The sequence below is a fragment of the Rhizobium sp. PP-CC-3G-465 genome (assembly GCF_004343445.1).
In the GTDB taxonomy this organism is placed as follows: Bacteria; Pseudomonadota; Alphaproteobacteria; order Rhizobiales; family Rhizobiaceae; genus Ferranicluibacter; species Ferranicluibacter rubi.
On sequence record NZ_SLYH01000001.1, the window covers coordinates 1,074,369 to 1,098,988 of the forward strand.

The 24,620-nt window shown below is 62.4% G+C and carries 17 protein-coding genes; 4 read left to right on the forward strand and 13 right to left on the reverse strand.

Going from position 1 to position 24,620, the window contains the following annotated elements; all coding sequences use genetic code 11:
• Positions 1-62 precede the first annotated feature (62 nt).
• Positions 63-869 (forward strand): exodeoxyribonuclease III, encoded by an 807-nt coding sequence (xth, locus tag C8J33_RS04995; RefSeq protein WP_132663343.1) that lies wholly within the window; start codon positions 63-65, stop codon positions 867-869.
• A 101-nt stretch (positions 870-970) separates the two neighbouring features.
• Here the strand turns inward: xth and exoR are convergent, their stop codons facing one another.
• The 9 genes from exoR to C8J33_RS05040 all read right to left on the reverse strand — a co-directional run bounded on the left by exoR (position 971) and on the right by C8J33_RS05040 (position 15,126).
• Positions 971-1,768, reverse strand: a complete 798-nt coding sequence (gene exoR, locus C8J33_RS05000; protein WP_110798839.1) for an exopolysaccharide production regulator ExoR — start codon at positions 1,766-1,768, stop codon at positions 971-973.
• A 769-nt stretch (positions 1,769-2,537) separates the two neighbouring features.
• Complete coding sequence (locus tag C8J33_RS05005) at positions 2,538-3,794, reverse strand: OmpP1/FadL family transporter (protein WP_110798838.1); 1,257 nt, start codon at positions 3,792-3,794, stop codon at positions 2,538-2,540.
• Positions 3,795-4,248: 454 nt separating this feature from the next.
• Positions 4,249-7,092, reverse strand: a complete 2,844-nt coding sequence (locus C8J33_RS05010) for a valine--tRNA ligase (RefSeq protein WP_110798836.1) — start codon at positions 7,090-7,092, stop codon at positions 4,249-4,251.
• 235 nt (positions 7,093-7,327) lie between these two features.
• Positions 7,328-8,293 carry a PopZ family protein gene (locus tag C8J33_RS05015; protein ID WP_132663344.1) on the reverse strand — a complete coding sequence of 322 codons (966 nt, stop codon included), beginning with the start codon at positions 8,291-8,293 and terminating at the stop codon, positions 7,328-7,330.
• Positions 8,294-8,459: 166 nt separating this feature from the next.
• Positions 8,460-9,818, reverse strand: a complete 1,359-nt coding sequence (locus C8J33_RS05020; RefSeq protein ID WP_132663345.1) for a TolC family outer membrane protein — start codon at positions 9,816-9,818, stop codon at positions 8,460-8,462.
• Positions 9,819-10,186: 368 nt separating this feature from the next.
• Entirely contained in the window at positions 10,187-10,846 is a 660-nt protein-coding gene (locus tag C8J33_RS05025; protein WP_132663346.1) for a protein-L-isoaspartate O-methyltransferase family protein, read from the reverse strand.
• 176 nt (positions 10,847-11,022) lie between these two features.
• Positions 11,023-11,457 (reverse strand): TonB system transport protein ExbD, encoded by a 435-nt coding sequence (gene exbD / locus C8J33_RS05030; protein WP_132663347.1) that lies wholly within the window; start codon positions 11,455-11,457, stop codon positions 11,023-11,025.
• A gap of 3 nt (positions 11,458-11,460) precedes the next feature.
• Positions 11,461-12,483, reverse strand: a complete 1,023-nt coding sequence (exbB, locus tag C8J33_RS05035; RefSeq protein WP_245507063.1) for a tonB-system energizer ExbB — start codon at positions 12,481-12,483, stop codon at positions 11,461-11,463.
• Between the two features lie 156 nt (positions 12,484-12,639).
• On the reverse strand, positions 12,640-15,126 hold the full coding sequence (locus tag C8J33_RS05040) for a ComEC/Rec2 family competence protein (protein WP_245507064.1): 2,487 nt from the start codon (positions 15,124-15,126) through the stop codon (positions 12,640-12,642).
• Positions 15,127-15,436: 310 nt separating this feature from the next.
• Here C8J33_RS05040 and gltA point away from each other — a divergent pair, with 310 nt between their 5' ends.
• The gene (gene gltA / locus C8J33_RS05045) at positions 15,437-16,726 is read left to right on the forward strand and encodes a citrate synthase (RefSeq protein ID WP_092936179.1); all 1,290 of its coding nucleotides are present in this window, start codon (positions 15,437-15,439) and stop codon (positions 16,724-16,726) included.
• Positions 16,727-16,882: 156 nt separating this feature from the next.
• Here the strand turns inward: gltA and C8J33_RS05050 are convergent, their stop codons facing one another.
• Complete coding sequence (locus C8J33_RS05050; protein ID WP_132663348.1) at positions 16,883-18,778, reverse strand: L,D-transpeptidase family protein; 1,896 nt, start codon at positions 18,776-18,778, stop codon at positions 16,883-16,885.
• Between the two features lie 508 nt (positions 18,779-19,286).
• Between C8J33_RS05050 and fumC the strand changes: the two genes are divergently transcribed.
• Together fumC and C8J33_RS05060 are read left to right on the forward strand one after the other, a co-directional pair.
• Positions 19,287-20,678 (forward strand): class II fumarate hydratase, encoded by a 1,392-nt coding sequence (gene fumC / locus C8J33_RS05055; RefSeq protein WP_132663349.1) that lies wholly within the window; start codon positions 19,287-19,289, stop codon positions 20,676-20,678.
• Positions 20,679-20,988: 310 nt separating this feature from the next.
• Positions 20,989-22,059: a GGDEF domain-containing protein gene (locus C8J33_RS05060; protein ID WP_132663350.1), complete on the forward strand. Its 1,071-nt coding sequence runs from the start codon at positions 20,989-20,991 to the stop codon at positions 22,057-22,059.
• A gap of 119 nt (positions 22,060-22,178) precedes the next feature.
• On the opposite strand, the gene C8J33_RS05065 is transcribed toward C8J33_RS05060, so the two are convergent.
• From C8J33_RS05065 to C8J33_RS05075, 3 genes are read right to left on the reverse strand one after another with little or no spacing between them, the layout of a single operon-like run.
• Complete coding sequence (locus C8J33_RS05065; RefSeq protein WP_132663351.1) at positions 22,179-22,757, reverse strand: nucleoside 2-deoxyribosyltransferase; 579 nt, start codon at positions 22,755-22,757, stop codon at positions 22,179-22,181.
• Positions 22,758-22,791: 34 nt separating this feature from the next.
• Complete coding sequence (locus C8J33_RS05070) at positions 22,792-23,979, reverse strand: low temperature requirement protein A (protein ID WP_422037518.1); 1,188 nt, start codon at positions 23,977-23,979, stop codon at positions 22,792-22,794.
• Positions 23,976-24,377 carry a gamma-butyrobetaine hydroxylase-like domain-containing protein gene (locus C8J33_RS05075; RefSeq protein ID WP_110798828.1) on the reverse strand — a complete coding sequence of 134 codons (402 nt, stop codon included), beginning with the start codon at positions 24,375-24,377 and terminating at the stop codon, positions 23,976-23,978. Before C8J33_RS05075 ends, C8J33_RS05070 begins: the two co-directional genes overlap by 4 nt.
• Positions 24,378-24,620: the final 243 nt, after the last annotated feature.

Genomic DNA, 24,620 nt, shown 5'->3' on the forward strand with positions numbered 1-24,620 from the left:
CGCGTTTGTCAAAGCGTGCGGTGCGCTTTAAGACGAGGCGGCAGCCACGGGAGACAGAGACCATGAAGATCGCGACCTGGAACATCAACGGGGTCAGGGCCCGCATCGACGCTCTCCTTGCCTGGCTGCAGGAGTCCCGACCCGACATCGCCTGCCTGCAGGAGATCAAGACGGTCGATGAGGGCTTTCCCCGCGCCGAGATCGAAGCGCTCGGCTACCATGTCTTCACCCACGGCCAGAAGGGCTTCAACGGCGTCGCGCTGCTGACGCGCATCAAGCCGGACGAGATCACCAACGGCCTTGCCGGCGATGATGAGGACGTACAGTCACGCTTCATCGAAGGTGTGTTTTCCGTCGAAGGCGGGGTCATCCGGGTGTGCTCGCTTTATCTCCCGAACGGCAACCCGCCGGAAACGGAGAAATACACCTACAAGCTTAGCTGGATGGAGCGTCTGCAGGCCTTCGCGGCATCACGACTGACGCTGGAAGAGCCGCTGATCCTTGCCGGCGACTACAATGTGATCGCGGAGCCGCATGACTGCTGGGACCCGCGCGTCTGGGAGAACGACGCCCTCTTCCTGCCGCGCACGCGGGCAGCGTTTCGCCGACTGGAACAGCTCGGCCTCACCGACGCCGTTCGCGCCACGACCGACGCCGCCTCGCACTATTCCTTCTGGGATTATCAGGCCGGCGCCTGGCCCAAGAACCACGGCATTCGTATCGACCATCTGATGCTGTCGCCCGAGGCGACCGACAAGCTCATCTCCACCGATATCGAAAAGCATGTCCGCGCGTGGGAAAAGCCGTCCGACCACGTGCCCGTCATCGCGCATTTCGACTTCACGCCAATCGACGTCGTCGCTGCCTGAAGACGTCTTGCGTCGAACGGTTATGATCGGAGGTCACGGAGGTGACGCCGTATCGGCGCTCAACAGCATTTTTCAGAATCGGTTGAGCGGCGACGGAGTGCTCAGTCCGCTTCGCCCGGACGGATGGCGTGGGACATGTTGATCGCGACGCGGCGATCGGACTCGGTGGCAAGCGAGAAGGCTTGCTCCTGCATTGGCTGCAGCCACTGACGATCCTTCGGCGAGCACTGGTCGAGCGCTGCCGTCATGTAGGCGAGGCCGCGAACGGTCTGGCCTTCCTGGAAGATGACGTTGCCGAAGACGCCCATGGCGCCGGCATGGCCCTTCTTGCGAGCGCGGTTCAGCCACTTCTTGGCCTGCTGGACATTGACGCTGCCGCCATCGCCGGACAACAGCATCTTGGCCAGCTGGAACTGGGCTTCCGCGACACCAAAGGTCGAGGCAGCCTGAAAGTAGAGCTGACGCGCCTGGCTGAGGTCGGCGGAAACGGGTGTATCGGGAATGCCGCGGCGGTAATAGCCTGCAAGAGAGATCAGCGCGTTGACGAAATAGCCTGTATCCTGCGAGCCCGGCTCAACGCCATTCTCGGCGATTTCGCTGTAGATCTTGAAGGCTTCGAGATCGTTTTCGGTGACGCCGTCACCATCGGCATACATGTTGGCCAGAGCCCAGCGAGACGCCGTATGGCCCTTTTCGGCGGCATAGCGATAAGCCTCGATGGCCTCATCCTTGCGGCCATTCTTGTAGGCGGAGAAGCCGAATTTGAAGAGTGCGAACGGACCGGATTCCTTCGTGACGCCGGCATTGGGGTCAAAGGCGCGAACCGCACCACAAGACGCCCCAAGCGCTGCCGCCAAACTCAATACCACCAACGTCAACGACCTGCATTCGCGTAGCATATTCGTCAAAATCTTCCGTTCAACCCGGCTCGCCTCATGTTCGATCCGGCGCTTCCCCACTCGGTCCATGCCTGCCGAAATGCCGCAGCGACCCCTCGCCCGCATTCCCCTGTCGCAACCGCTGCCGGCTGCCGTCCCCTTGAGTGTCGAAGCCAGGCTAGCGCCGATTTTCGGCGACACTGCGGCCCTGTCTCGATCCTCTGTAGATCCGGGGTTCGCCATACCGGTTCCACCCGTCGATGTTCTCGAAGTTCGCCATGTAACATCATGAAACATCACTACTTCGTTTCACCTGCCGAAAATTGTTCCCCTTGGCGCACTCTTGGTTCGCTCGGGGTTCATCTTCCTGCGGCAGGAGATCGATGCTCTCTGTTTGTGGCGGGAAATAGACTGAAACAAGGGCCTGCCGGGGCCACCAAACCATTCAAACCGCGTGTTGCGGAATCGTCACAAAATGCGTGTGTCCGGAGGCGTTTTCCCGTCGCACTCTTCGCTTCCCGGTTCAGCCGCCACCTTCAGATCGAGCCTGACGGAAACATCTGCGAGACGGGTTGAACGTCTATCGATGTCGCGAGATGCGAGCCCTGACGGTCGAAACGGTGCGCGGTCGCCGGCGCTGCGTCATCGTCACCTGAAACGCACAGGCCGACCCGCCAGCATACCACCGTCTTGCCCGAATACGGGCTCGCCTCACGCACCTGCGTCTCCAAACGCAAAAGCGCCCGGCTTTGAACCGGGCGCTCCTTATTTGGCATCTGGTCACGATGGATCAGAAGCGAACCTTCAGCGACGTCGAGACGGCAGTGACGACGTCGTTGCCGTAATCGTAGCTGACGTTGCTGCCGAACGGCACGCCATTGATGGTGGTCGAGCGGGACGAACCGCTGGTCAGGATGCCCACGGCGCCAGCCAGACGGAACTCGACGTTTTCGACCGGCTTGTAGGCAACGCCCGTGCCGAGCGTCCAGGTGTCGCTCTGCGCATTGATGACCGTGCTCGTACCACGATCCCAGGTCAGGCTGACGGCGCCGCTCCACTGATCATTGAACTTGTGACCGACACCTGCCGTGACGGTCAGCCCGTCGCGGTAGAGCAGGTCGAGGCTGGTGCAGGGGGTCAGAGGACTTGCCGTCGCCGGGCAGAAGGCGACCGACTGCAACACACTCCAGTCCGTCCACTTGATCGAGCCGAAGGCCAGCCAGTCGGGTGCGATACCGCTCTGGATCTTGTACTCCAGCGACTGCGGTACGGAGGCCTCACCGCTTATGTCATACTTACCGAACTGGATCGGGCGGGTCGGTCCCAGCGGACCGGGTACGCGCACTTCGCTAAGGTCGATCGTGCCTTCGATATCGTCGAACTTGACTTCGCTGTTGTAAACAAGGCTCGTCAGGAAGGCATATTCCGGAATTTCATACGCAAGACCAACGCGACCGCCCCATCCGTTCGCCTCAAGATCCAGGCGGCCGATGCCGTTGCCTGTACCGTAGAAGTTCGGCGCGACCAGACGCTCCTTGAAGCCGTTGACCTCCTGGTAGAAGCCGCCACCGATGACCCGGATTTTACCCGGACCCATGGCCCACTTATAGGAACAGGTCACCGCGTAGTTGTCGGTTTCGATCTTGGTCTTGGTATTGTCGTTGGCACCGATCCAGTTGCGGCCCGGATTGGTGTAGGCACCGAACGGCTGCGAATAGTCGGCCATGCAGTCGATGCCGCTATCGCCGAGCGCTGCCTTGATGCCGACACGCGGTACCCAGTAGCTTTCCGTGTCACGCGTCGATGTCGAACCACCGCCGCGACCGTCGGCGCCAAGGCCGTTCGCCGGATTGGTGTCGCGGCCGTTTTTCAGGTCGCGCTGCGGGTTCACGTATGTCGTCGTGGCTTCAAGAGCATAGGCAGAGGGATCGAACAGAAGATCGATATTATAGCCGCCGCGCTCCAGACCACCTGCGTGAGCCGATGTTGCTGTCATCGCGGCGAGAACTGCCATGGCAACGACAGACCGTGTATGTTTGAAATTCATGTAACCTCCCACTCAACGTGACGACACGCCCTCGGATGCCGCCTTATTGAACATGAGGATATGCGAATACAAACCGAATGCAATTCCCATAAATTGATGGTCACATCTGGTTGCGTGCAGAAATTGACGTAAGAATTTCGTCTGCATGCCGAATATCGGGTGATTTGGAAATTTTTTTCTAGTGAACTGGGGTTTTCCGATGGAGAGGGTATGAATTTGCTCTGCTCCCTGCACTGTCACCCACATGCCACAACCTGCCCTTTTTCAGACATGTTTCGCTCCTAGTCGTGCCCCGGACGGAACTTTCCTCGTGTGACACTATCTCTTTCTCCGCGACGTCCTCGCATCGCTGAGTCGCTCGATCCAAGAACTCGGACGTGAGAAGGGGCCGCGACGATGCCGCGGCCCCTTCGATGCTCACATCATCCTACATGCGATAGCCCGGTCGCGAACCTCAGCTCGCATCCGCAATGCGTCCGAGGGCGACATCGAGCGCGGCCTTCTGGCCTTCGAGTTCGACCAGTCGCTCACGCTCGGCCTCGACGACCTCCGGCTTGGCGTTGGCCACGAACTTCTCGTTCGACAACTTGCCGAGGATACGCTGGCGTTCGATCTCGACCTTGTCGATCGCCTTGCCGAGGCGTGCCTTTTCGGCAACCAGATCGATCAGAGCACCGAGCGGCAGGCAGAATGTCGCTTCGCCGACCACGATCTGCGCGCTGCCCTTGGGCGCTATCGTCGCGATGTCGATGGCATCGACGCGAGCGAGCCGGCGGATGGCGGCGGCGTGACGTTCCAGCCGCTCGCGTGTGGGAATGCCGGCATCGACCACCACCAGCGGCGCAATCGCCGACGGGGGCACGTTCATTTCCGAGCGAACCGAGCGGATGCCAGAGACGAGATCGATGAGCCAGTTGATCTCCGCCGCCGCATGCTCATTGGCAAAGCCGGTAACGGGCCACGCCGCGTGGCACAGCAGTCCGTCCCGCCGGGCGCCCTCGTCTGCCGTCGCCGTCCACAGCTCCTCCGTCATGAAGGGCATGAACGGATGCAGAAGCTTGTAGGCCGCTTCGAGAACATAGGCGACGCAGGCCTGGGACTCGGCCTTGGCAGCTTCGTCCTCACCGGCAAAGACCGGCTTCAGCAGTTCCAGATACCAGTCGCAGACCTGGTTCCAGACGAAACGATACAGGCTGCCGGCGGCCTCGTTGAAGCGGTAGGTTTCGATGGAGGCCGTAACATCGCGAACCGTGCGCGACAGTTCGGTCAAGATCCACTGGTTGACCGGGAGGACGCAGGCCTCCGGCAGGAAGGACGGATCGGCCTTCACACCGTTCATCTCGGCAAAGCGCGTCGCATTCCAGAGCTTGGTGCCGAAATTGCGGTAACCGGCGATCCGCGCGGGATCGAGTTTCACGTCGCGCCCCTGCGCCGCCATGATGGCCAGCGTGAAGCGCAGAGCGTCGGCCCCGTATTCATCGATCAGGTCGAGCGGATCGATGACGTTGCCCTTCGACTTCGACATCTTCTGCCCGTTCTTGTCGCGAACGAGAGCGTGCACATAGACAGTGTGGAACGGCTCGACCGGGTTGCCGCTCTCGTCCTTCATGAAGTGAAGTCCCATCATCATCATCCGGGCAACCCAGAAAAAGATGATGTCGAAACCCGTGACCAGAACGTCCGTCTGGTAGTACTTCGCCAGTTCCTTGGTCTGATCGGGCCAGCCGAGCGTGGAGAACGGCCAGAGCGCGGAAGAAAACCACGTGTCAAGAACGTCTTCATCCCGCGTCAGGATCTCGCCGACGGCAAAATTCTCGATCCGATCCTGAACGAAAGCCTTCATCGGGCCTTCATGTGACAGATAATGCTGGATGGCGGCGTGCAGCGCCTCTTCCTCGGACTTCTCGACGAAGACCTGGCCATCCGGTCCGTACCATGCCGGAATCTGGTGTCCCCACCAGAGCTGACGGGAAACGCACCACGGCTGGATGTTTTCCATCCACTCGTAATAGGTTTTTTCCCAGTTCTTCGGGACGAAGTTGGTCCGGCCCTCGCGAACGGACGCGATGGCAGGCTTGGCGAGCGTCGCCGCATCGACGTACCATTGCTCCGTCAGGCGCGGCTCGATCGGCACGCCACCGCGGTCGCCATGGGGAACCATGTGCTTGTGCGGCTCGATCTTGTCGAGCAGGCCGCGTTCTTCGAACAAAGAAACGATGATCTTGCGGGCCGCGAAACGCTCGACGTTTTCGAGAATTTCGATCAGCGCATCGAGTTCGCCGGTCGCCGGCAGGCCTTCAAGGAAGTCCTCGTTGTCCTTCAGCGTGACATGGCCATCGATCGTCAGAATGTTGATCTTGCGCAGATCATGTCGGCGCGCGACTTCGAAGTCGTTGAAATCGTGGGCCGGCGTCATCTTGACGGCGCCGGTGCCGGCGGTCGGATCGGCGTAATCGTCGGCAACGATCGGAATGCGGCGGCCAACCAGCGGCAGCACGACGTGCTTGCCGACGATCGCGCGATAGCGCTCGTCTTCCGGATTGACCGCGATGCCGGTGTCGCCAAGCATGGTCTCCGGCCGCGTCGTCGCAACGACCAGATAGTCGCGCGTCTCGAACGCGGTGGGTTCGCCCTCTTCGTTGAAAGCAACGGGGTGCTGGTAGGTAACGCCGGGCTCCAGCGGATAACGCAGATGCCAGAGATTGCCGGCAACCTCGATCTGCTCGACTTCGAGATCCGAAATCGCAGTCAGGAGCTTCGGATCCCAGTTGACGAGCCGGTTGTCCTTATAGATCAGGCCCTGCTTGTAGAGCGTGACGAAGACCTCGAGGACAGCCTTCGAGAGCCCCTCGTCCATGGTAAAGCGCTCGCGCGACCAGTCGCAGGAGGCGCCGAGGCGCTTCAGCTGGTTGAAGATCAGACCGCCCGATTCGTCCTTCCAATCCCAGATCCGGTCGATGAAGGCATCGCGGCCCATATCGCGCCGGCCGGGAAGCTGGCGTTCCATCAGCTGGCGCTCCACGACCATCTGCGTCGCGATGCCGGCATGGTCCATGCCCGGCTGCCACAGCACGTCCTTGCCGCGCATCCGCTCGAAGCGGATCATGATGTCCTGCAACGTGTTGTTGAGCGCATGGCCCATGTGCAGAGAGCCAGTCACGTTCGGCGGGGGAATGACGATGCAGAAGGGCTCGGCGCCGGGCTTGGCGCCCGCACCGGCGCGAAAGGCGTCGGCATCGTCCCAAAGCTTGGCGATACGCGGTTCGACCGCAGCGGAATCATAGGTTTTGTCAAGCATTTCGGAGCCAAACGTGCTGGTGGATGTGGGAGGCTTGTAAACCGGAACCGCGCAAGCACGCAACATTCCGCCCCGCGAATATGGGAGGTGTTGACCGAGAATGCTATGCCTGCGGGTATCAGGAGACGAGCAGAGGACTGCCCGCAGTGCCTGAACGCCCTGCGGTTGATGATCAGGCGTCGGCGTGCCGAACGCGCAAGAATGCGCTCCTGCCGGACGCCGCTATCGAAGGGGGTTAGCGGCGCGGGCCGCGCGCCACGCGTTCGATTTCTTCGCGCACGAGGCGCTCCACCAGCGTCGGCAGATTGTCGTCGAGCCACTCATGAAGCATCGGACGCAGCATTTCTTCCGCGATCTCGTCGAAGGAACGGCGCGGACTGCTATCGATTGCCAGCGCCAGCTCGCCGAACGAACGGGACACCTGCTCGCTGACCGCATCCGAAAGGATGGCGGTGACGTCTTTTTCCCGCACCTGCGACGATGCGTCGGACGACGCAATCGGCGCTGCAGCTGGCGTTTCCGGCTGTGTCGTCACGGTCGTTCCAGCATTGGCGGTCTCGGGGGCGGCAACCTCGTCCGTCACAAGGTGTGGCGTGACGACGTCGCGCGCCATGGCGCGAATGGATGCCTCCACCTCTGCCTGATAAGCGAGATCCTGCTCGCTCTGTGTCTCCACGACAACCGGTTCGCGATAGGCCATCACACGGATCGGTTCGGGCTGGGAAGCCGCTGCGACGTTTGCCTGAGGCAGAGGTTGCTGCACGTCCTGACGCGGTGCGGTGGTCTGGGGTGCCCTCGCCTGCTGATCGCGGGGTGTGGCAACGGCTTCGCGCGGCATCGTCTGGCGTTCGGACGCAGCCCGAACGCGGGCGGCAACATCTGCCAGCGAGAGCGGCGCGGAGGGCACGGCGCGGGGCGGCTCTTCCATGGCGTAGGACGGAGAAGGCACTTGCCGATGACCGATATCGGCCTCGGATGCATCGAACTCGGGGAAGACGGTGTCGTCGATCGTCAGCTGGATGTCTTCGGCCTGCTCCTCGTCGAGGTAGGCTCGGTCGCTGGCGTAATAGCTGTCCGACATCGGACCGTGATCATTGGCGGGAAGACCCGGGCCCGTCGCCTCGTTGCTCTCGATGATCTTGCGGATCGAAGCGAGAATTTCGTCCATCGACGGTTCGCGCGCCAGGTTCGATTGTGCCATTGCAGATCCTCGTTTCATTCAACGCGCGCCGCCGCTTCGCGCAGAGCCTGATGACCCTTAAGCGACTTGTCCGTTAGGCGGAATGCCGCGAATCATCCTCCCGCGATGATGCACAGATTTGTTTCTCCCGTCATCCGGTCCTTGCAGGCAAACGAGACTTCGGCGGTCAACGCCCCTCAACAGGGCTCAAGCCGAACCATTTGTTCTTCACCGCCTCGTAGTGTTCTTCCGGACGATATTCCGCAACGTTCAGGTTCTGACCTCGTACGGTGAGCGCGCCCATGCTGGCGAGCAGAGAATAGCTGGCGACGACGGCGTTGCGCTGTGATGCCGCGAGGCTTTCGCGCGCGATCAGCACCGATTGCTGGGCGTCGAGCACGTCGAGCGTCGTGCGTTGCCCCACCTTGCGCTCCTCGATGACACCAGCCAGCGCCTGGTTCGCAGCCCGGATCTGCTCCTTATTGGCGGTAATGGAAGCGCGGGCGGCATCCAGTTGGGCGTGGGCGCTGACGACCGTCTTCTCAACGTCGAGCCGGACACTGTCGACGACGATACGTTGCTGGCCTGCCCGCTCCTTGGCCTGCCGCACCTGGCCGTATTCGGCACCACCTTGGTAGATGGGCACCTGAAGGCGCGCGGTGATCGACCCCGAGGTGCTGTCGATCCCGCCATTGTTGACAGAATCGCCGGTGTTGCGGCTGACCGAGCCCTGGATCGTCACGCCGGGCAGCATGGTGCCCTCCGCCTGCTTCACCCGGTAGCCGGCGGCATCGACGGCATATTCCGCGGCGATGATCTGCGGATTGTCCCGAAGGCCTGCGGCGACAGCTTGTTCGAGCGTGCGCGGCATGCCGATCTTGGCGGGCGACGCCGCCTTGATATCGCGAGGCGCGCCGCCGACGATCTGGACATAGACCGCCTCACTCTGCTTCTGCTGCGATACCGCCGTGGCAAGCAGCGCCTTGGCACTTGCAAGCTCCGCCTCGGCTTGGCTGACATCCGTACGCGTGCCCTCGCCCACCGTCAGCCGGGCATTTGCGGCCTTCAGCTGCTCCTTGAGGAAGGCAAGGTTCTGGCGGCGAATGCCGACGACCTGCTGGTCGCGGACGATATTGGCATAGGCTTCCGCAGCCGAGAGCAAGATGGAGATCTCGTTGGCCTTCAGGCTTTCCCGATTGGAAAGGACGGTGGATTCGGACGCGCGGACCTCGTTCAGGGTCTGGAAACCGTCGAAGATCTGCTGGGTGATCGTCAGTCCGGCGGACCCCTGGTGGAAGTCTCGCGGGCGTCTCTGCAACTCGCTATCGAAGCGCGTCTGCGTGCCGGTCGCCACCGCCGAAACCTGGGGCCGGTAACCGGACTTCGCGATCGTGACGGATTCGTCCACAGCCCGAAGACCGGCGCGCGCCGCGTTCAGGTCCGGATTGTTGGCATAAGCCTTCGCCATGGCTTCCGCCATCGTCTCGGCGGAGGCAGGGGAAACGAGAGCCAGCCCGAGTATGGCAACGGTGTGCAGCATTTTCATGCGATGCCTCCAGTATGACAGGACCCAGCACTCCGGCACCCGCACATAGACGTCAGTGTTTCCGCGGCAACAGCCATACCGACGGTGGGAACAGCTACGACCGCAGGACTATTCGATGCCAGCCCTGCAGCAATGTGCGCAAGACGGAAACGGCTCTGCGTAACCTTACAGTGGCGTAGCGTTGCTGTCGCGCATCAGGTCGCTCTAAAGCCGGACCGGTATTCAAGCTAGACCTAATTGGCCAGCATGGCGCCGGGCTGACCATAGCACGTTCGGGCGAGCCGCCGCGGTTCGCGGGCATGAAAAAGCCGGGACGCTTTCTCGGCGGCCCGGCTTCTCGTATCCATCGAAGATTGGCGATCAGACGATCAGAACACGAATTCCTTGGCGATGCGGAAGCCCGGCAGCGGCTTGACGGCCGTGTTGAAAGCTTTGCGCTCGGATGCCTTGCCACCCTCGCGCATGAAAACCTTGGCCCGCGAAGCATTGCCGAAGCCGACGACGGCGATCAGGCGACCACCATCCCTCAGCTGGGACGTCAGGGCCGCGGGAACCGTTTCGATCGCGCCATTGACGAAGATGACATCATACGGCGCTTTGCTGGGGTAACCGGCTTCAAGGGGACCCGTCACGACATTGACGTTCGCGTAGCCGAGGCTGGACAGGTTGGCTTTCGCCTGGGCGGCCAGATCGGCGTCGCTTTCCAGCGCGATCACATCCTTGCCCAGCAGAGACAGGAGGGCCGAGGTGTATCCGGTGGTGCAGCCGATCTCGAGAATGGAGTCGGTTACGGTGATCTCGCCGAGCTGCAGCAGCCTCGCCAACGGCGACGGCTCCATGACATATCGGCCGCCATCGGCCTGGGAAACGGCGATATCCGTGTCGATATAGGCGAGTTGCTTGCGGTTTTCCGGAACGAACGCTTCGCGGGGAACCGCGAGGAAAGCGGAAAGGACCGTATGAGAGGTGACATCCGTGGTGCGAACCTGGTTGTCGACCATCTTGATACGTGCTGCTTCGAAATCCATCGCGCGTGCCTCTTCGATCCGCTTTGAACGCCGCCCTTATGGACCATTGTCCGGACGGCCTGCGTCCGCCGCATTGGCGGGCTGCCTTGCAAAGCTCATAAATCGCCGCTTCGTGCGTTTCAAGCGGCGAATGCAGGGATCGGAAAATCGCTCTTCGTCTCGTGCGCCTGAAGCACTCACCGCGCGGCCGGTGTACCCTCGAGACCGACCAGTGCGATCTTGCTGTAGCCTGCCTGCTGGATTCTGTTCATCAGGTCCATCAACGCACCGTAATCGACCGTCTTGTCGGCCCGCAGGAGAATGCGTGTCTGTTTGTTGCCTTCGGTCATACCGTCGAGGTCCGTAGCAAAACGCGTTTCGTCCGTCGTCTCGTTGCCAAGCGCAAGCGTCAGGTCGGACTTCAGCGTGATGAACACAGGCTTGTCGTCGCTGCGCGGAGTCGGCTTTGCCGCCGATTGCGGAAGATCCACCTTCATATCGACGGTGGCCAGCGGCGCTGCGACCATGAAAATGATCAGAAGCACCAGCATGACATCGATGAAGGGTGTGACGTTGATCTCTGCGTTTTCCTCGAGATCGCCGCCACCGCTGTCGCCAAGTCGCGTTGCCATGGTCTACCTCGCCCGTGCGACGGGCGTTTCGCCCTGCTTGATCGTGTCGGCCAGCCGTGGCGCGGTGCGGCGGGCCAGGCGGAAATCGAGGTCGCGGCTGACGAGACGATCGACGGCTGCGGCCGTGTCCGCGAGAATCAGGCGGTAGCCGGCGATGGAGCGAGCGAAGTAATTGTAGATGACCACAGCCGGGATCGCCGCGACAAGACCGATCGCCGTCGCCAGAAGCGCCTCGGCGATGCCGGGTGCGACGATGGCAAGGTTGGTAGTCTGGGCCTGGCTGATGCCGATGAAGGAATTCATGATGCCCCAGACGGTGCCGAACAGGCCGACGAAGGGCGAGATGGAACCGACAGTGGCCAGGACGCCCGTGCCAGACGCGATCTTCTTGCCAGCACCGGCTTCGATGCGCTGGAGGCGCGAGGCGACGCGCTCCTTGACGCCTTCACCCGGCACGAGATCGAGGACTGGCTCGGATTTGGTCAGTTCCTGACCTGCCGCCGTCAGCATCGCCACTGCCGGTCCGCTGCGAACTGCACCGTTTTCGGACGCGTCACGCAGGCCTGTCGCATCGGTGAGATGGGCGAGCGCCCGCCGCAGGCGCGCCTTGGCTGCCGAGAGTTCGAAGACTTTGAAGACAAGAATCGACCAAGTGGCGACCGAGGCGAGCGCCAGCGCGATCATCACGCCCTTCACGACATAGTCTGCCGCCAGGAACATGCCGACCGGCGACAGATCATGCGGCAGCGCCGGGTCGGCGCCGTCTTCAGCGGTGAACTCCTGAAGTTCCGTCGGGGGCTCGTCGGGCGCAGGCGTGGCCGGTGCCGTTTCGGATGCCGCCGGTGTCGTCGTCTGTGGCGCTGGTACCGATGGGGCGGGATCGGTGGGCGCCGGCTGGGCCGAAGGCGCCGGCTCCGTGGCGGGTGCCGGAGGGACAGCCGTCTGGGCGTAGACCGGCAGCGACATCGCGAGGGCCCCCATCAGGGCGGCGGCGAAAAAGGGCGTGGAAAACTTGCGGTTCGACATGATCCGTCCATCTCAAGCGATCCATCCGTGCCAAGTGGCGGAGGATGATCTCGGGCGCCGGCCGCGGCCGGTTTCGTCACCTCTGTGACGTCGTTCGCGCTCTCATATGACAGAGACGGTGTGGAAGGCAAGATTTGTAGAGTGTTTTGATCATGATTATTCACCGACGGCAGACTCGAGGGCTTCGCCGCTGGCGGGCGCACCGTCCGGAAACGAATCGAGCCGCCAGTCATAGGCGCGGTGGCGCTGCCACGGACGGCTGAGCCCTTCCATCGCCGGGACGATCCGTCTGCCGTCCGGCGCGCTCGAGTCAGCGTAGATTTCGAGCGCGCCCGTTTTCCGGAGCATGCGGGCGCCGGCGAGGAATGCTCCGGATCGGCAGGTGGGGAAGGCAAGGCTCGCGGATGTCACGACGAGATCGGCGAGATCGCAGGCCGCACCGACGAGCTTTCGATCCTCCACCGTCACGACGACCCAACCCTGGTGCGACGTCGTGGCACACCATTGTTCGGGGACGCAGGAGAAACGACCCTTTTCCCCTTCGCCGATCAGCCGGCTGAGAGCAGCACGGGCTGCGGAGGGTTCGAAGGCCGGCCGGTTCCGCCTGTCGGTGGTCGGCGATGGCGGCTCGGGCAGAGCGAGATCGGTTCGGGCAGTCGGTGCATCGTGTCTGTCCAGACGGAGCGCCCGCGTCCACTGGCCATAGATGAAGGCAGGTGGCCGGGTTCGATTGCTGGCGCCTGCCGTGCCGTCGATGATCGCGGCAAGCCGTCCGTCCTCGGCAATCACCACAGCCGGACGTTCGGACGGAGCAGCGATAGCAATGCAGAGGCCAAGGATGGCGAGCCCGAGGCCTGCGAGCGCGAGCCGCGTTCGCAATAGGCAGAGAACAACACCTCCGATGGCGATCAGCGCGAAGGCCGCGTGCGGCAGGCGCCCGGTCATGATCTGGCCACCCAGCGACGAGACGAAGCGGGCGACCGCCAGCATAACCTCCAGCCCGTATCCCATCACAATCAGCGGCAGGGTATCGAGCCCGAGCGGCATCAGCAGCATCGCGATAAGCCCGGCCGGCATCACCACGATGCCGATGACAGGCATGGCCAGCATATTGCCGAGCAGGCCGTAGGCGGGTAGCTGGTTGAAGTGTGCCGCGGAGTAGATCATCGTCGAGACGCCACCGATCAGCGAACTGAGAAACAGTCCTGCGAGGAAACCGCGAATGCCGGCGAGCATTTCGTTTCCCTCGCGCCGTCCGGTGGGCACCTCGCGCTCCCTCCAGCGGGCATAGCCGGCGACAAGGGCCAGCGTTGCGGCAAAAGACATCTGGAACCCGGGACCGGACACGGCGGACGGGTCCACCGCCAGAATAACCAGTGCTGCGATGGCAACGTTGCGTAGGCTGATCGAGGGTCGATCGAAGAAGACGGCGACGAGCATGATGACGATCATGATCCACGACCGGACCGCGGAAACGGCACCTCCGGAAATCAGGATGTAGAAGCACACCATCAGCAGAGCCCCGGCCGCCGCGATTTTCTTGATCGGCACGCGGTGGGCTAGGCCGGGCACAAGGCTGAGACCCGTTCGCAGGCCGACCAGCAGCGTGCCCGCGGCCAGCACCATGTTGAGCCCGGAGATCGCCAGCACATGGCCGAGGCCGGAATTTCGCAAGGCGGTAATGCTGTCGCGGCTGATCGCCCGCTCTTCCGCCGTGACGAGAGCGGCCGCGATGGCGCCCGCATCCCCGGGGATCGTCGCGCGGATCCGGATGCCGATCGCTTCGCGCCAAACGGCCAGGCCGGCCCAGCCCCTGTCGATCAAGGACACATTGCCCGTCTCTCGGCCGCCGGCATCGGCGAGGATCTGCGGTTTTCCATAGGCATAGCCCACGGCACCAATGCCTTTGAAGAAGCTGTCGAAGCCAAAATCGTTGAGGCCGGCGAGTGCGGGGCCGGAGGGCGGCGAAAGACGCGCCCTGCCCTTGATAACATCGCCAACCTTTGCCGCGCCGCCGTTGCGAACAACGAGCGTCAGGGTCGTCGGCGGCCGCCGCAGCGTCGGCGCCTCGGTGCGCTGAAGGGCGACGATGTAGCGATAGGCATTTCTTCCGGCGATCTCCCGGCTCAGGATTCGCCCAGTCATCGTCGTCGTTACCGGCGAGTCCAGCATGACGGTGGCCGTCCGGGCGGTCTCGAAGGCCGCCGATGTCGCGCCCAGCAGCAGGCCCGTTGCCATGAGCACGACCAGACGCACCCACCCGGGCCGCGACAGGAGCACGCCACTCGCCATGCAAAAAACACATGCCAGCACTGCAACATTGACGAGACCGGGTGGATCGCGTGCGGAAAACCAGAGAATAGCCCCCAAGGCAATCAGCAGCGGCAGGAAGAGAAACGGATGCCCAAAAGCCGCTTCCTCTTCCCAGGCCGCGCGGCAACGATCCGGCCAGGTGGAAGGGCGCGGCCGCAGGGCGGCGATCCGGCGACCTTGTGCGCGCATCGACAGCTGCGGAAATCGCGGGAAACTCCGGCTGGCCGGGGACGAGACGACCAGCGGGCGTTCCTCAGGACCCGGCTCATGAAGAGCGCGATCAGCTAGCCGCGGGCGGACGTCCGTCATCGTTTCGGGCACCTTACGCATCACATGCATGCCCCCTCTCACCACCGTCGGAAAATGTTGCAGAAAACAGGCCGATTTACAATTTCGAGTTACTGCCTAATTCTTCATCATGTCGCCGATCAAGCGCGGAAAGCCGCGACTTTCCTATGCAGCTGCGATTGGAACTGCCAACAATCCATGCAACTATCGCGCCGCAAGATGTTTATGCTGCATCGCAAAACGTAAGCCCCCGAGCGCTTGGCAGGGGGTATCAAATGCGGTAGCACTGAGGCAACAACGATGAATTGCGGCACGCTTTCGTGCCGTTTCGGTGCAAATGGAGGATCGCTATATGGCAGGCAAAAGCGCAACGGTGACGGTCAACGATAAATCGGTCGAGCTGCCGGTGCGGTCCGGGTCCATCGGCCCAGAGGTCGTCGATATCGGCACGCTCTACAAGCAGACGGGCCAGTTCACCTACGATCCGGGATTCACATCGACCGCATCCTGCGAGTCCAAGATTACCTATATCGACGGTGACGAAGGCATTCTTCTCCACCGCGGCTTTCCCATCGAACAGCTCGCCGAACAGGGCGATTTCCTCGAGGTCTGCTATCTTCTTCTCTACGGCGAACTGCCGACCAAGACGCAGAAGATCGACTTCGATCACCGCGTCACGCACCACACCATGGTGCACGAGCAGATGTCGCGATTCTTCACCGGCTTCCGCCGCGATGCCCACCCGATGGCTGTCATGTGCGGCTGTGTCGGCGCGCTCTCGGCTTTCTATCACGACTCGACGGATATCACCGATCCGCACCAGCGTATGGTTGCAAGCCTGCGCATGATCGCAAAGATGCCGACGCTCGCCGCTATGGCCTACAAGTACCATATCGGCCAGCCCTTCGTTTACCCGAAGAACGACCTCGATTACGCATCGAACTTCCTGCACATGTGCTTTGCGGTTCCGTGTGAAGAGTACAAGGTCAACCCGGTGCTCGCGCGCGCCATGGACCGGATCTTCATTCTCCATGCCGACCATGAGCAGAACGCATCGACCTCGACGGTTCGTCTCGCCGGCTCGTCGGGCGCAAACCCCTTCGCCTGTATCGCGGCCGGCATTGCCTGCCTCTGGGGCCCGGCTCACGGCGGCGCCAATGAAGCGGCTCTCAACATGCTGGCGGAAATCGGCACGGTCGATCGTATTCCGGAATATGTCGCCAAGGCCAAGGACAAGAACGATCCCTTCCGTCTGATGGGCTTCGGTCACCGCGTCTACAAGAACTACGATCCGCGCGCTAAGATCATGCAGAAGACCACGCATGAAGTGCTGGCCGAACTCGGCCACAAGGACGATCCGCTGCTGCAGGTCGCCATGGAACTCGAGCGCATCGCGCTGACCGATCCCTACTTCATCGAGAAGAAGCTCTACCCGAACATCGACTTCTACTCGGGTATCACTCTAAAGGCGCTCGGCTTCCCCACGACCATGTTCACCGTGCTGTTCGCGCTGGCCCGCACCGTCGGCTGGATCGCGCAGTGGAACGAAATGATCGAAGATCCGGAACAGCGCATCGGCCGTCCGCGCCAGCTCTACGTCGGCGAACCGAAGCGGGACTACATCCCGGTTTCCAAGCGCTGACATTCAACATTTCGTTGAAAGACAAGCCGCGGGTGCACAGCCCGCGGCTTTTTCGTGTCCGCCTTCGGAGGAGGACTCACGCACACGAAAAAGCCGGCCCGTTCAACGGGCCGGCTCGGATAAGACTTTGCAGAGGGGCTGGCGCGATGCGAAGACTCAGCCTTCGATGCGGCGGACCTGACGGGTCGCGTCGAACGCGCGGTTCATGTACATGTCGCGATCGTAGACATCGTCGAAATAGGCGATGCGCCCATCCTTGTCCGGCCACGCGGTGAAGTAGGCGACGTAGACGGGGATGCGGCCCGGAACCGAGACGCCCTTGTTGCGGCCGCCGGCGATCTGCTTGGCGACATCGTCCACCGTCGTGCCGAGCACGGCAGCGGCCATGCGGCGGGGGTCGGCGAGCCGGACGCAGCCATGGCTGAGCGCCCGCATGTCCTTCTTGAAGAAGCTCTTGGACGGCGTGTCGTGCATGTAGATCGCATGCGCGTTGGGGAACAGGATCTTCAGTTCGCCAAGCGCATTGTCATCGGACGGCGGCTGGCGCACGGAGACGCCCTTGGTGGAGCCGTACCAATCGACGTCGTAGGACGACACGGCGCGGCCGGCGACTTCCACCTGATAGCCCAGACGATCGAGATAGCCCGGATCGCTGCGCAGCTTCGGCAGCATCTCGTTGATGATGATCGACTGCGGCACGCCCCAATAGGGGTTGAACTCGACGGTCTGGATCTGGTCCTCGAAGAAATACGTCTGGTTCGTCTTCGAACCGACGACGACGCGCATGTTGAACTGCTCGACGCCGGCATCATGATAGGAGGCCGTGAAGGCCGGCTGGTTGATGAAGACGTAGCGGCTGCCGAGGTCGGCGGGAAGCCAGCGGGCCTGCTCCATGGCGATGCGGAGCTTGGCAATCTTGTCGGCATTGCTGTCGCCGCCGCTCAGGATGCGGATCGAGGCGCGTCCGACGATGCCATCCGGCTTCAGGCCGTTTTCCTTCTGGAATCCCTCGACCAGCGCCACAAGATCGGGCGTATAGTCCTCGCTGCCCTGATAGGCGGCGAGTGTCGCGGTATGGTCCGTTTTCAGCGCATCGGAGCCCTTTACCTTGATGGCAGCGACGACAGCCGGCATGCCGGGATCGGCGATACCCGGCTTCAGGAGTGTGCCTTCCGGGATCTCGATGCGCGGCTGGCCGTCGGCGGTCGCCTCCAGCCGCTTCAGCTCGTCGCGAAGGGCGGTGAATTCGGGGTTGGACGGCGTCTGCGTCGCCAGGAAGGCAGCGACATCGTGGCTGGCGGCGATGACGCGCAGCTTGCCGGCGAGGTTGACGTCCTTGCGCTTGAAATCGTGGTAGCCGGAGATCGCATTCGGATCGATACGACCGCGAACCGTATCCTGCACATAGGTCATCACGGCCGCGCTCAGGCGGATCTCGAAGGAGACAAGAGATTTTTCACGGGCGGCCATATCGGTCGCATCCGGCGTTTCCGAGGGAAGCGTGACGGCGTAATCCTGGGGATCGAGCCCGATGCTGGCGGCATCCGCCAGCACGGCCATGGCGGCACGCGCGCGGTTGTTCACGCCGGCGGCGTCGATCCAGATCAGCGCATCCGTCCCGGCGTAATAGGCCTCGATCGTCTTGGCGACATCGGGAGCCGCATAAGCGGTGACGGACGGCATGTAAGGCCTGATATCGCTGAGCGGCGTCGTGTTGCCGGTCGATACCAGATCGGGGCGGAGCGAGCCGGTGACGACCGGATCGACCAGCCGATCGGTCTCGATGCGGCGCGGGGCTTCAGCCTTGTAGGTATAATATTTCGGGCCGACGACACGGGGTGCCGGCGATGACGAGGCGCTCCGCCGGGCCGGCGCGGACTGTTCCTGCGCGGGAGCCGGAGCAACCTCCGGCAGCGTCTGAAGGGTCTCTGGCGCGCGGTTGCGACGGAACAGGTCCATCAGCGTCATGGCGTCGGCATGACCGACGTGGAGCGTGGTCAGGGCGCACCCCGACATGAGGGTGACGATCGCTGCTGTCTTCTTCAATGTCATAGCCGAACTTTCCGTATCGCAGTGCCGCCTCATGGCGGGTGGCGCCCGATGCCGTTCATGTCACCAAGCATCCGACTTATAAGAAATGTTGGTGAATGAAAAGGAAACGCGCTTGGCGGAATCAGGCGGGTGCTTACGGAAAAAATCCGTCTCGACGAAGAGTGGAGCAGGTCAAGAAACTGATAGTCCTTGCTTTTCGCCTTGATGGATTTACAGCGCCGGCCGTGATTATTTTCGGCATGCGGCCACGGGTTTTCGAGAGACATTCAGCCTGTGTTACAAAAGGCACAGAAAGCGCCTCCGAGCCGCTGTCACCGGGACGTGTCGAGTCCTTCACCGCCCGGGATCTTTCAAACGATTGTACGGCCGGCAGCCCTCTCCTGCCTCTTTACAACCGGGCGGCTCCTGGGCCACAGAAGACGCCAGCCCGGCCGGGCCTTGTCACGGCCGGCTCCGAGGATCTTGCAGCGCTCGACGGTGCCGCATCAGACGAAGCAGGGAAGAGACGATGACAGCCACCCGCACGGAAACAGATACATTCGGCCCGATCGAGGTCCAGAACGACCGCTATTGGGGCGCACAGGCCCAGCGTTCCCTCGGCAATTTCAAGATCGGTTGGGAAAAGCAGCCGCTGTCCATCGTGCGGGCCCTCGGCATCGTCAAGCAGGCGGCGGCCAAGGCCAATATGGCACTGGGACGACTCGACCCCGCCGTCGGCGAACCCATCCTTCGCGCCGCGCAGGAAGTGATCGACGGCAAGCTCGACGATCATTTCCCCCTCGTCGTCTGGCAGACCGGTTCCGGCACGCAGTCGAACATGAACGCAAACGAGGTCATCTCGAACCGCGCGATCGAACTTCTCGGCGGCGTCATGGGCTCCAAGAAGCCGGTTCACCCGAACGACCACGTCAATATGAGCCAGTCGTCCAACGACACGTTCCCGACCGCCATGCACATCGCCTGCGCGGAACGCGTCGTGCACGACCTGCTGCCGGCGCTGAAGCATCTGCATGTGGCGCTCGAAGCCAAGGTGAAGGCCTTCGACCATATCATCAAGATCGGCCGCACGCATACGCAGGACGCAACCCCGCTGACGCTCGGCCAGGAATTCTCCGGCTATGCGGCTCAGGTGGCCTCCTCCATCAAGCGCATCGAGATGACCCTTTCCGGCCTGCAGGAACTCGCCCAGGGTGGTACGGCGGTCGGCACCGGGCTCAACGCACCGATCGGCTTTGCCGAAAAGGTCGCCGAAGAGATCGCCGCGATCACCGGAATCGCCTTCACCTCCGCACCGAACAAGTTCGAGGCGCTGGCCGCGCACGATTCCATGGTGTTCAGCCATGGCGCCATCAATTCGACGGCAGCCGCTCTCTTCAAGATCGCCAACGATATCCGGCTTCTCGGCTCCGGCCCGCGCTCGGGCCTCGGCGAGCTGTCGCTGCCGGAAAACGAGCCGGGCTCCTCGATCATGCCGGGCAAAGTCAACCCCACGCAGTGCGAAGCGCTGACCCAGGTCTGCGTTCAGGTCTTCGGCAACAACGCCTCGCTGACCTTCGCCGGCAGCCAGGGCCATTTCGAGCTGAACGTCTACAATCCGCTGATGGCCTACAACTTCCTGCAGTCGGTCCAACTACTGGCCGATGCCGCCGTATCCTTCACCGACAACTGCGTCATCGGCATCGAGGCGCGCGAAGACAACATCAAGGCGGCCCTCGACCGTTCGCTGATGCTCGTCACGGCGCTGGCGCCGAAGATCGGCTACGACAACGCCGCCAAGATCGCCAAGACCGCTCATAAGAACGGGACGACGCTCCGCGAAGAAGCCGTCGGCGGCGGCTATGTGACGAACGAGGAGTTCGACGCCGTGGTTCGTCCGGAAACGATGATCAGCCCTTCGTGATGACGATCACAGCCTGATCCGCTGGAGCGAAGCATGCGGCCGCTTGCGGACGAGCGGCTGAAGCGATTGCTTCAAAAACCTTGCTGGTCTCCAGCAAGGTTTTTTTGTGCGCACGCGAAGCTCCGGTCTTAATGGGTTAAAGAATGTTTTGAACAATCGTTAAACTTTCTCTCATCTTTTCCTCCCTAGAATACGCCATTGCAGAACGCCTCCTCCGATCGATCGAGAGGCACACCTGCAGCCAAGTGCGTTCGCGGAGCGACAATGACGTCGTTCCCGATGCCAAGGTCAGGAAAACAGGAGGGCGTTCGTGCAGCCTGCGACATCACCCAAGGGGCAAGCTCCGGATATTGCGGCGCAGGTTACCTTTGCGATGCGGATCATGGGCATTGCCCCGATCCCGCGCAATTACGAGCTCTATTACGAAGCCTATATCGGCTCGAACCCGCGCCTGACGAAAGAGCTGGCCGCGCTCGGCAGCAAGGCCACGCAGGAAGAGCTGGACGAGATCGGCGCCCGCTACTTTGCCCATATCCATCACGCTGCCGGCGTCGAGCGCGCGCATAGCCGTCTTGCCGCGCAGTTGAACGACCTCCTGGCCCTGATGCGCGACGAGCAGTTCGCGCTCGAGAGCTACAATCGGGTCCTCGGGGAAGCCGCCGACAACATCAACAACAAGAGCGCTGCGAGCGTCGAGATCCTTCGCAGTGCGGTGACGCTGCTCTCCCGCGCCACCGAAGACACGATGAGCCAGGGCAAGGAACTGGCCGAGAACGTCTCCCTGAAATCGGTGGAGATGGATGTCATCCGGCAGGAGTTGGACGAGTACAAGCGGATCGCCAACACCGATTCCCTCACCCGTCTCGCCAACCGACGAGCCTTCGACGAGAAGCTGTCGTCGGTCTACAATTCGGATCAGATCAAGACCTATACCGGGCTTCTGATCGCCGATATCGATCATTTCAAGAAGGTCAACGACACGTTCGGCCATCCGGTCGGCGACAAGATCCTCGCGACGGTCGGCACCGTCATCCGCTCGAACCTGCGCCGGGACGCGTTCGTCGCGCGCACCGGCGGCGAAGAGTTCGCGATCATCCTCAACGACCAGACCGTCGAGGAATGCGTGCAGGTCGCCGACCGCATCCGCACGGCGCTGGCCAACACGCCGTTCAAGAATTCGAAGACGGGCGTGAACTACGGCCCGATCACGCTATCCATCGGTGTCTGCCAGGCCTCCCTCGCGGAAGACCCGGTCGATCTCTACAACAAGGCCGACGTGGCGCTCTACTGCGCCAAGAATGCCGGGCGCAACCGGACCATGCTGTTCGAGGACGGCATGAAGAAAGACACCGGCCGCAACTGGCTTCTCTATCGCCGTTAGAGCGCCACGCGTCACTCATGACGCGCTAAGATCGCTCTAAGGCATAAAATTTGCTGCATAATTCCTCAAGCCGATTCCGGCTTGAGGAATTATGCAGTGAGATCGATCGAGGACGGTGGTCAGGCCGTCGTGCCCTGCTGCTCGGCGAGCAGTCGAAGGCATTCCTCGAAGGCCGCGAGGTCCGTGTAGAGCGCATCGGCCGCCGCATTCCCCACCACCAGCGCGCCACCACGGGCTGCAATGCCGCCATCCAGCATCAGATTGTCGGCCATGTCGAAGTTCTCGATAGAGATACCGTCGGGCCCGCGATGCCGGCCATCGGTCGTCTCGCGAATCTCGCCGCCATAATAGGCCGAGCAACGGTCGTAGTGGGATTGGGCAATGTTCGTGTAGGCATAGACCAGCTTGCCCTGCGCGCACATGAAGCCGACCTCGAAGGCCGTGCCGACATCGGCGGCGACGCCGCGGAACGGGGTGAGGTTAGCGATGACGGCATCGGCCGCGCGCATCATCCCTTCATTGACCTGGCTGATCGCGAGACCCATGCCGAACTTCGTCTCGGCCGGAGGGATCGCAAGATCGCCTGGGCTCAGCGGCTCGAAGCCTGCAGCCCTCGCGCGCTCCGCCTTGAGATCCAAGATCTCCCGCGCGTTGGGCAGGAAGACCTCGGGGCCGGCGAGGTAGACTTTCAGGGGCATTGTTCTTCCAGTTCCAGATGGGTTTGATGCGGGTTCAACGCACGGATTTGAGCGTCAGGTATTCCCAGACGGCGACGATGACGAGAATGATGAAGGAGATGATCAGGAGGACGTGCGGCTCGACCACAAAGGCGAGCGGTGCCGCGAGCACCAACAGTCCGATGCCCGCGAGATGCGAAACGGACAGGCGCGGGGCGACCGAACTCTTGATCCAGACATTGCCGGCGAGAAAGACGATGGGGCCACCGATGATGGCGCTGGCCGTCTTCAGGTCGATCGCGCCATGCGGATGGGCGAGCACGAATTCGTCGGCGACGGCGCAGAGAATGATGCCTGCGACCACCGGGATATGGGCGTAGGTGAAAATGGTGCGCGCGGCTTCGCCGGGCGACTCGTCGCTCTCGATCTGCGCAGCCGCTCGTTCCTGCCCGAACCGGAAATAGATCCACCACATCGTGACGGTCGACCCGAAGCTGCTGACGGCGAGAACGAAGACGAGCGGCGTCACCTCCATTTCGGCAAGCGTGCGGCCCGTTACGAGAATCGTTTCGCCGAGACAGATCAGGACGAATAGAGCGCATCGCTCGGCCATGTGTGCACCAAGCACGTCCCAATCGTCGAACTCGGAACGGCCCAATCCGGGCACCCGGAAGCCGACGGCGGGCGAGACATATTCGATGGTGAGCGCAGCGATCCAGATGAAGAGCTGCGCTTCGCCGCCGATCAGAGCGCCCGCGATCCAGAACACGCCGGAGAGGATCAGCCAGCAGGTGATGCGCAGGAAATCGCGCGCGTTGTCGGGGCTGTGCCCGTGCATCGCGTAGACCGTGAACAGCGACCGGCCGACCTGCATGGCGACATAGGAGATGGCGAACAGCAGCGCCTTGTCGCCGAAAGCGTCGTTGATCGCCGTCGATAGCAGCAGGGCGCCGAACATCAGGGCGAACAGCATGGCGCGAACCGGCATCCGGTCCGGATCGAGCCAGTTCGTGACCCAGGTAGTGAAGATCCAAACCCACCAGACGGCGAGAATCATCAACAGCGCTTCGAGCGCGCCCATGAGGGAGTAATGACCGGCAAGCGTGTGCGACAACTGGATCAGCGAGAAGACGAAGACCAGATCGAAGAACAGCTCGGGAAACGCGACCTTGTCGTCCTCTCCCTCACGACGCTCCCGCATCCAGCCGGCCCGATCCCGCAGCGACTGGAAAAGCGTGCTCATCGCGCGGCGTCCTCATTCGTACCCTGCCCGCTGCGAACTGGGCCGCGGTCGAGGCCCTTGGCGCTCAATTCCTGTTCGTAGGCCGCGAAGGGCGTGGCACCGTCGATGCTGAGGTCCCGCAGGTAGGTCCAGGTGAAGATGCCGGTGTCGTGACCATCGTCGAAGGCGATCCGCACGGCGTAGTTTCCCGTCGGCGTCATCGCGGCGATGGCCACGTTGCGCTTGCCGGGCACGGTGACCTTCTGGCCCGGACCATGGCCCTGGACTTCCGCCGATGGCGAAAGCACGCGCAGCATCTCGGCAGGAAGGACGCCGGCGACCCCGTCATTGAAGGTCACGGTCAGCGTTCTCCGGTCCTTGGAGACACGCAATTCCTTAGGCCAGATCTCGCTCGTCATGTCCGTCCCTCCGCGCCCGTTACGCCCGTGCGCCAGCCACCGCTTGATTTTTCAGAGACCTAGCGCAGTTTCCCCCTCAAGGAAACTGACACGCCCATCATTGCAGGCCGCGAACCACAGCCGGCCTTGACGCATCTCGTCCCAGGCACGATGTTTGTGGGCAGGACGACGGAGACGCTTGTGAACACCATCATCATCGACAGACGCCCGATCGACAAGCGCGGAGCCGTGGCGCTCGTAAAC

Bases quoted from the DNA above. Each gene is read 5' to 3' on its own strand.
- C8J33_RS05065 (WP_132663351.1), bottom strand. From the start codon at position 22,757: ATGCCCCTGAAAGTCTACCTCGCCGGCCCCGAGGTCTTCCTGCCCAAC.
- C8J33_RS05020 (WP_132663345.1), bottom strand. From the start codon at position 9,818: ATGAAAATGCTGCACACCGTTGCCATACTCGGGCTGGCTCTCGTTTCC.
- exbB (WP_245507063.1), bottom strand. From the start codon at position 12,483: ATGTCGAACCGCAAGTTTTCCACGCCCTTTTTCGCCGCCGCCCTGATG.
- C8J33_RS05070 (WP_422037518.1), bottom strand. From the start codon at position 23,979: ATGAGCACGCTTTTCCAGTCGCTGCGGGATCGGGCCGGCTGGATGCGG.
- C8J33_RS05005 (WP_110798838.1), bottom strand. From the start codon at position 3,794: ATGAATTTCAAACATACACGGTCTGTCGTTGCCATGGCAGTTCTCGCC.
- xth (WP_132663343.1), top strand. From the start codon at position 63: ATGAAGATCGCGACCTGGAACATCAACGGGGTCAGGGCCCGCATCGAC.
- C8J33_RS05050 (WP_132663348.1), bottom strand. From the start codon at position 18,778: ATGACATTGAAGAAGACAGCAGCGATCGTCACCCTCATGTCGGGGTGC.
- C8J33_RS05040 (WP_245507064.1), bottom strand. From the start codon at position 15,126: ATGCGTAAGGTGCCCGAAACGATGACGGACGTCCGCCCGCGGCTAGCT.
- C8J33_RS05075 (WP_110798828.1), bottom strand. From the start codon at position 24,377: ATGACGAGCGAGATCTGGCCTAAGGAATTGCGTGTCTCCAAGGACCGG.
- C8J33_RS05010 (WP_110798836.1), bottom strand. From the start codon at position 7,092: ATGCTTGACAAAACCTATGATTCCGCTGCGGTCGAACCGCGTATCGCC.
- C8J33_RS05025 (WP_132663346.1), bottom strand. From the start codon at position 10,846: ATGGATTTCGAAGCAGCACGTATCAAGATGGTCGACAACCAGGTTCGC.
- C8J33_RS05015 (WP_132663344.1), bottom strand. From the start codon at position 8,293: ATGGCACAATCGAACCTGGCGCGCGAACCGTCGATGGACGAAATTCTC.
- gltA (WP_092936179.1), top strand. From the start codon at position 15,437: ATGGCAGGCAAAAGCGCAACGGTGACGGTCAACGATAAATCGGTCGAG.
- exbD (WP_132663347.1), bottom strand. From the start codon at position 11,457: ATGGCAACGCGACTTGGCGACAGCGGTGGCGGCGATCTCGAGGAAAAC.
- exoR (WP_110798839.1), bottom strand. From the start codon at position 1,768: ATGCTACGCGAATGCAGGTCGTTGACGTTGGTGGTATTGAGTTTGGCG.
- fumC (WP_132663349.1), top strand. From the start codon at position 19,287: ATGACAGCCACCCGCACGGAAACAGATACATTCGGCCCGATCGAGGTC.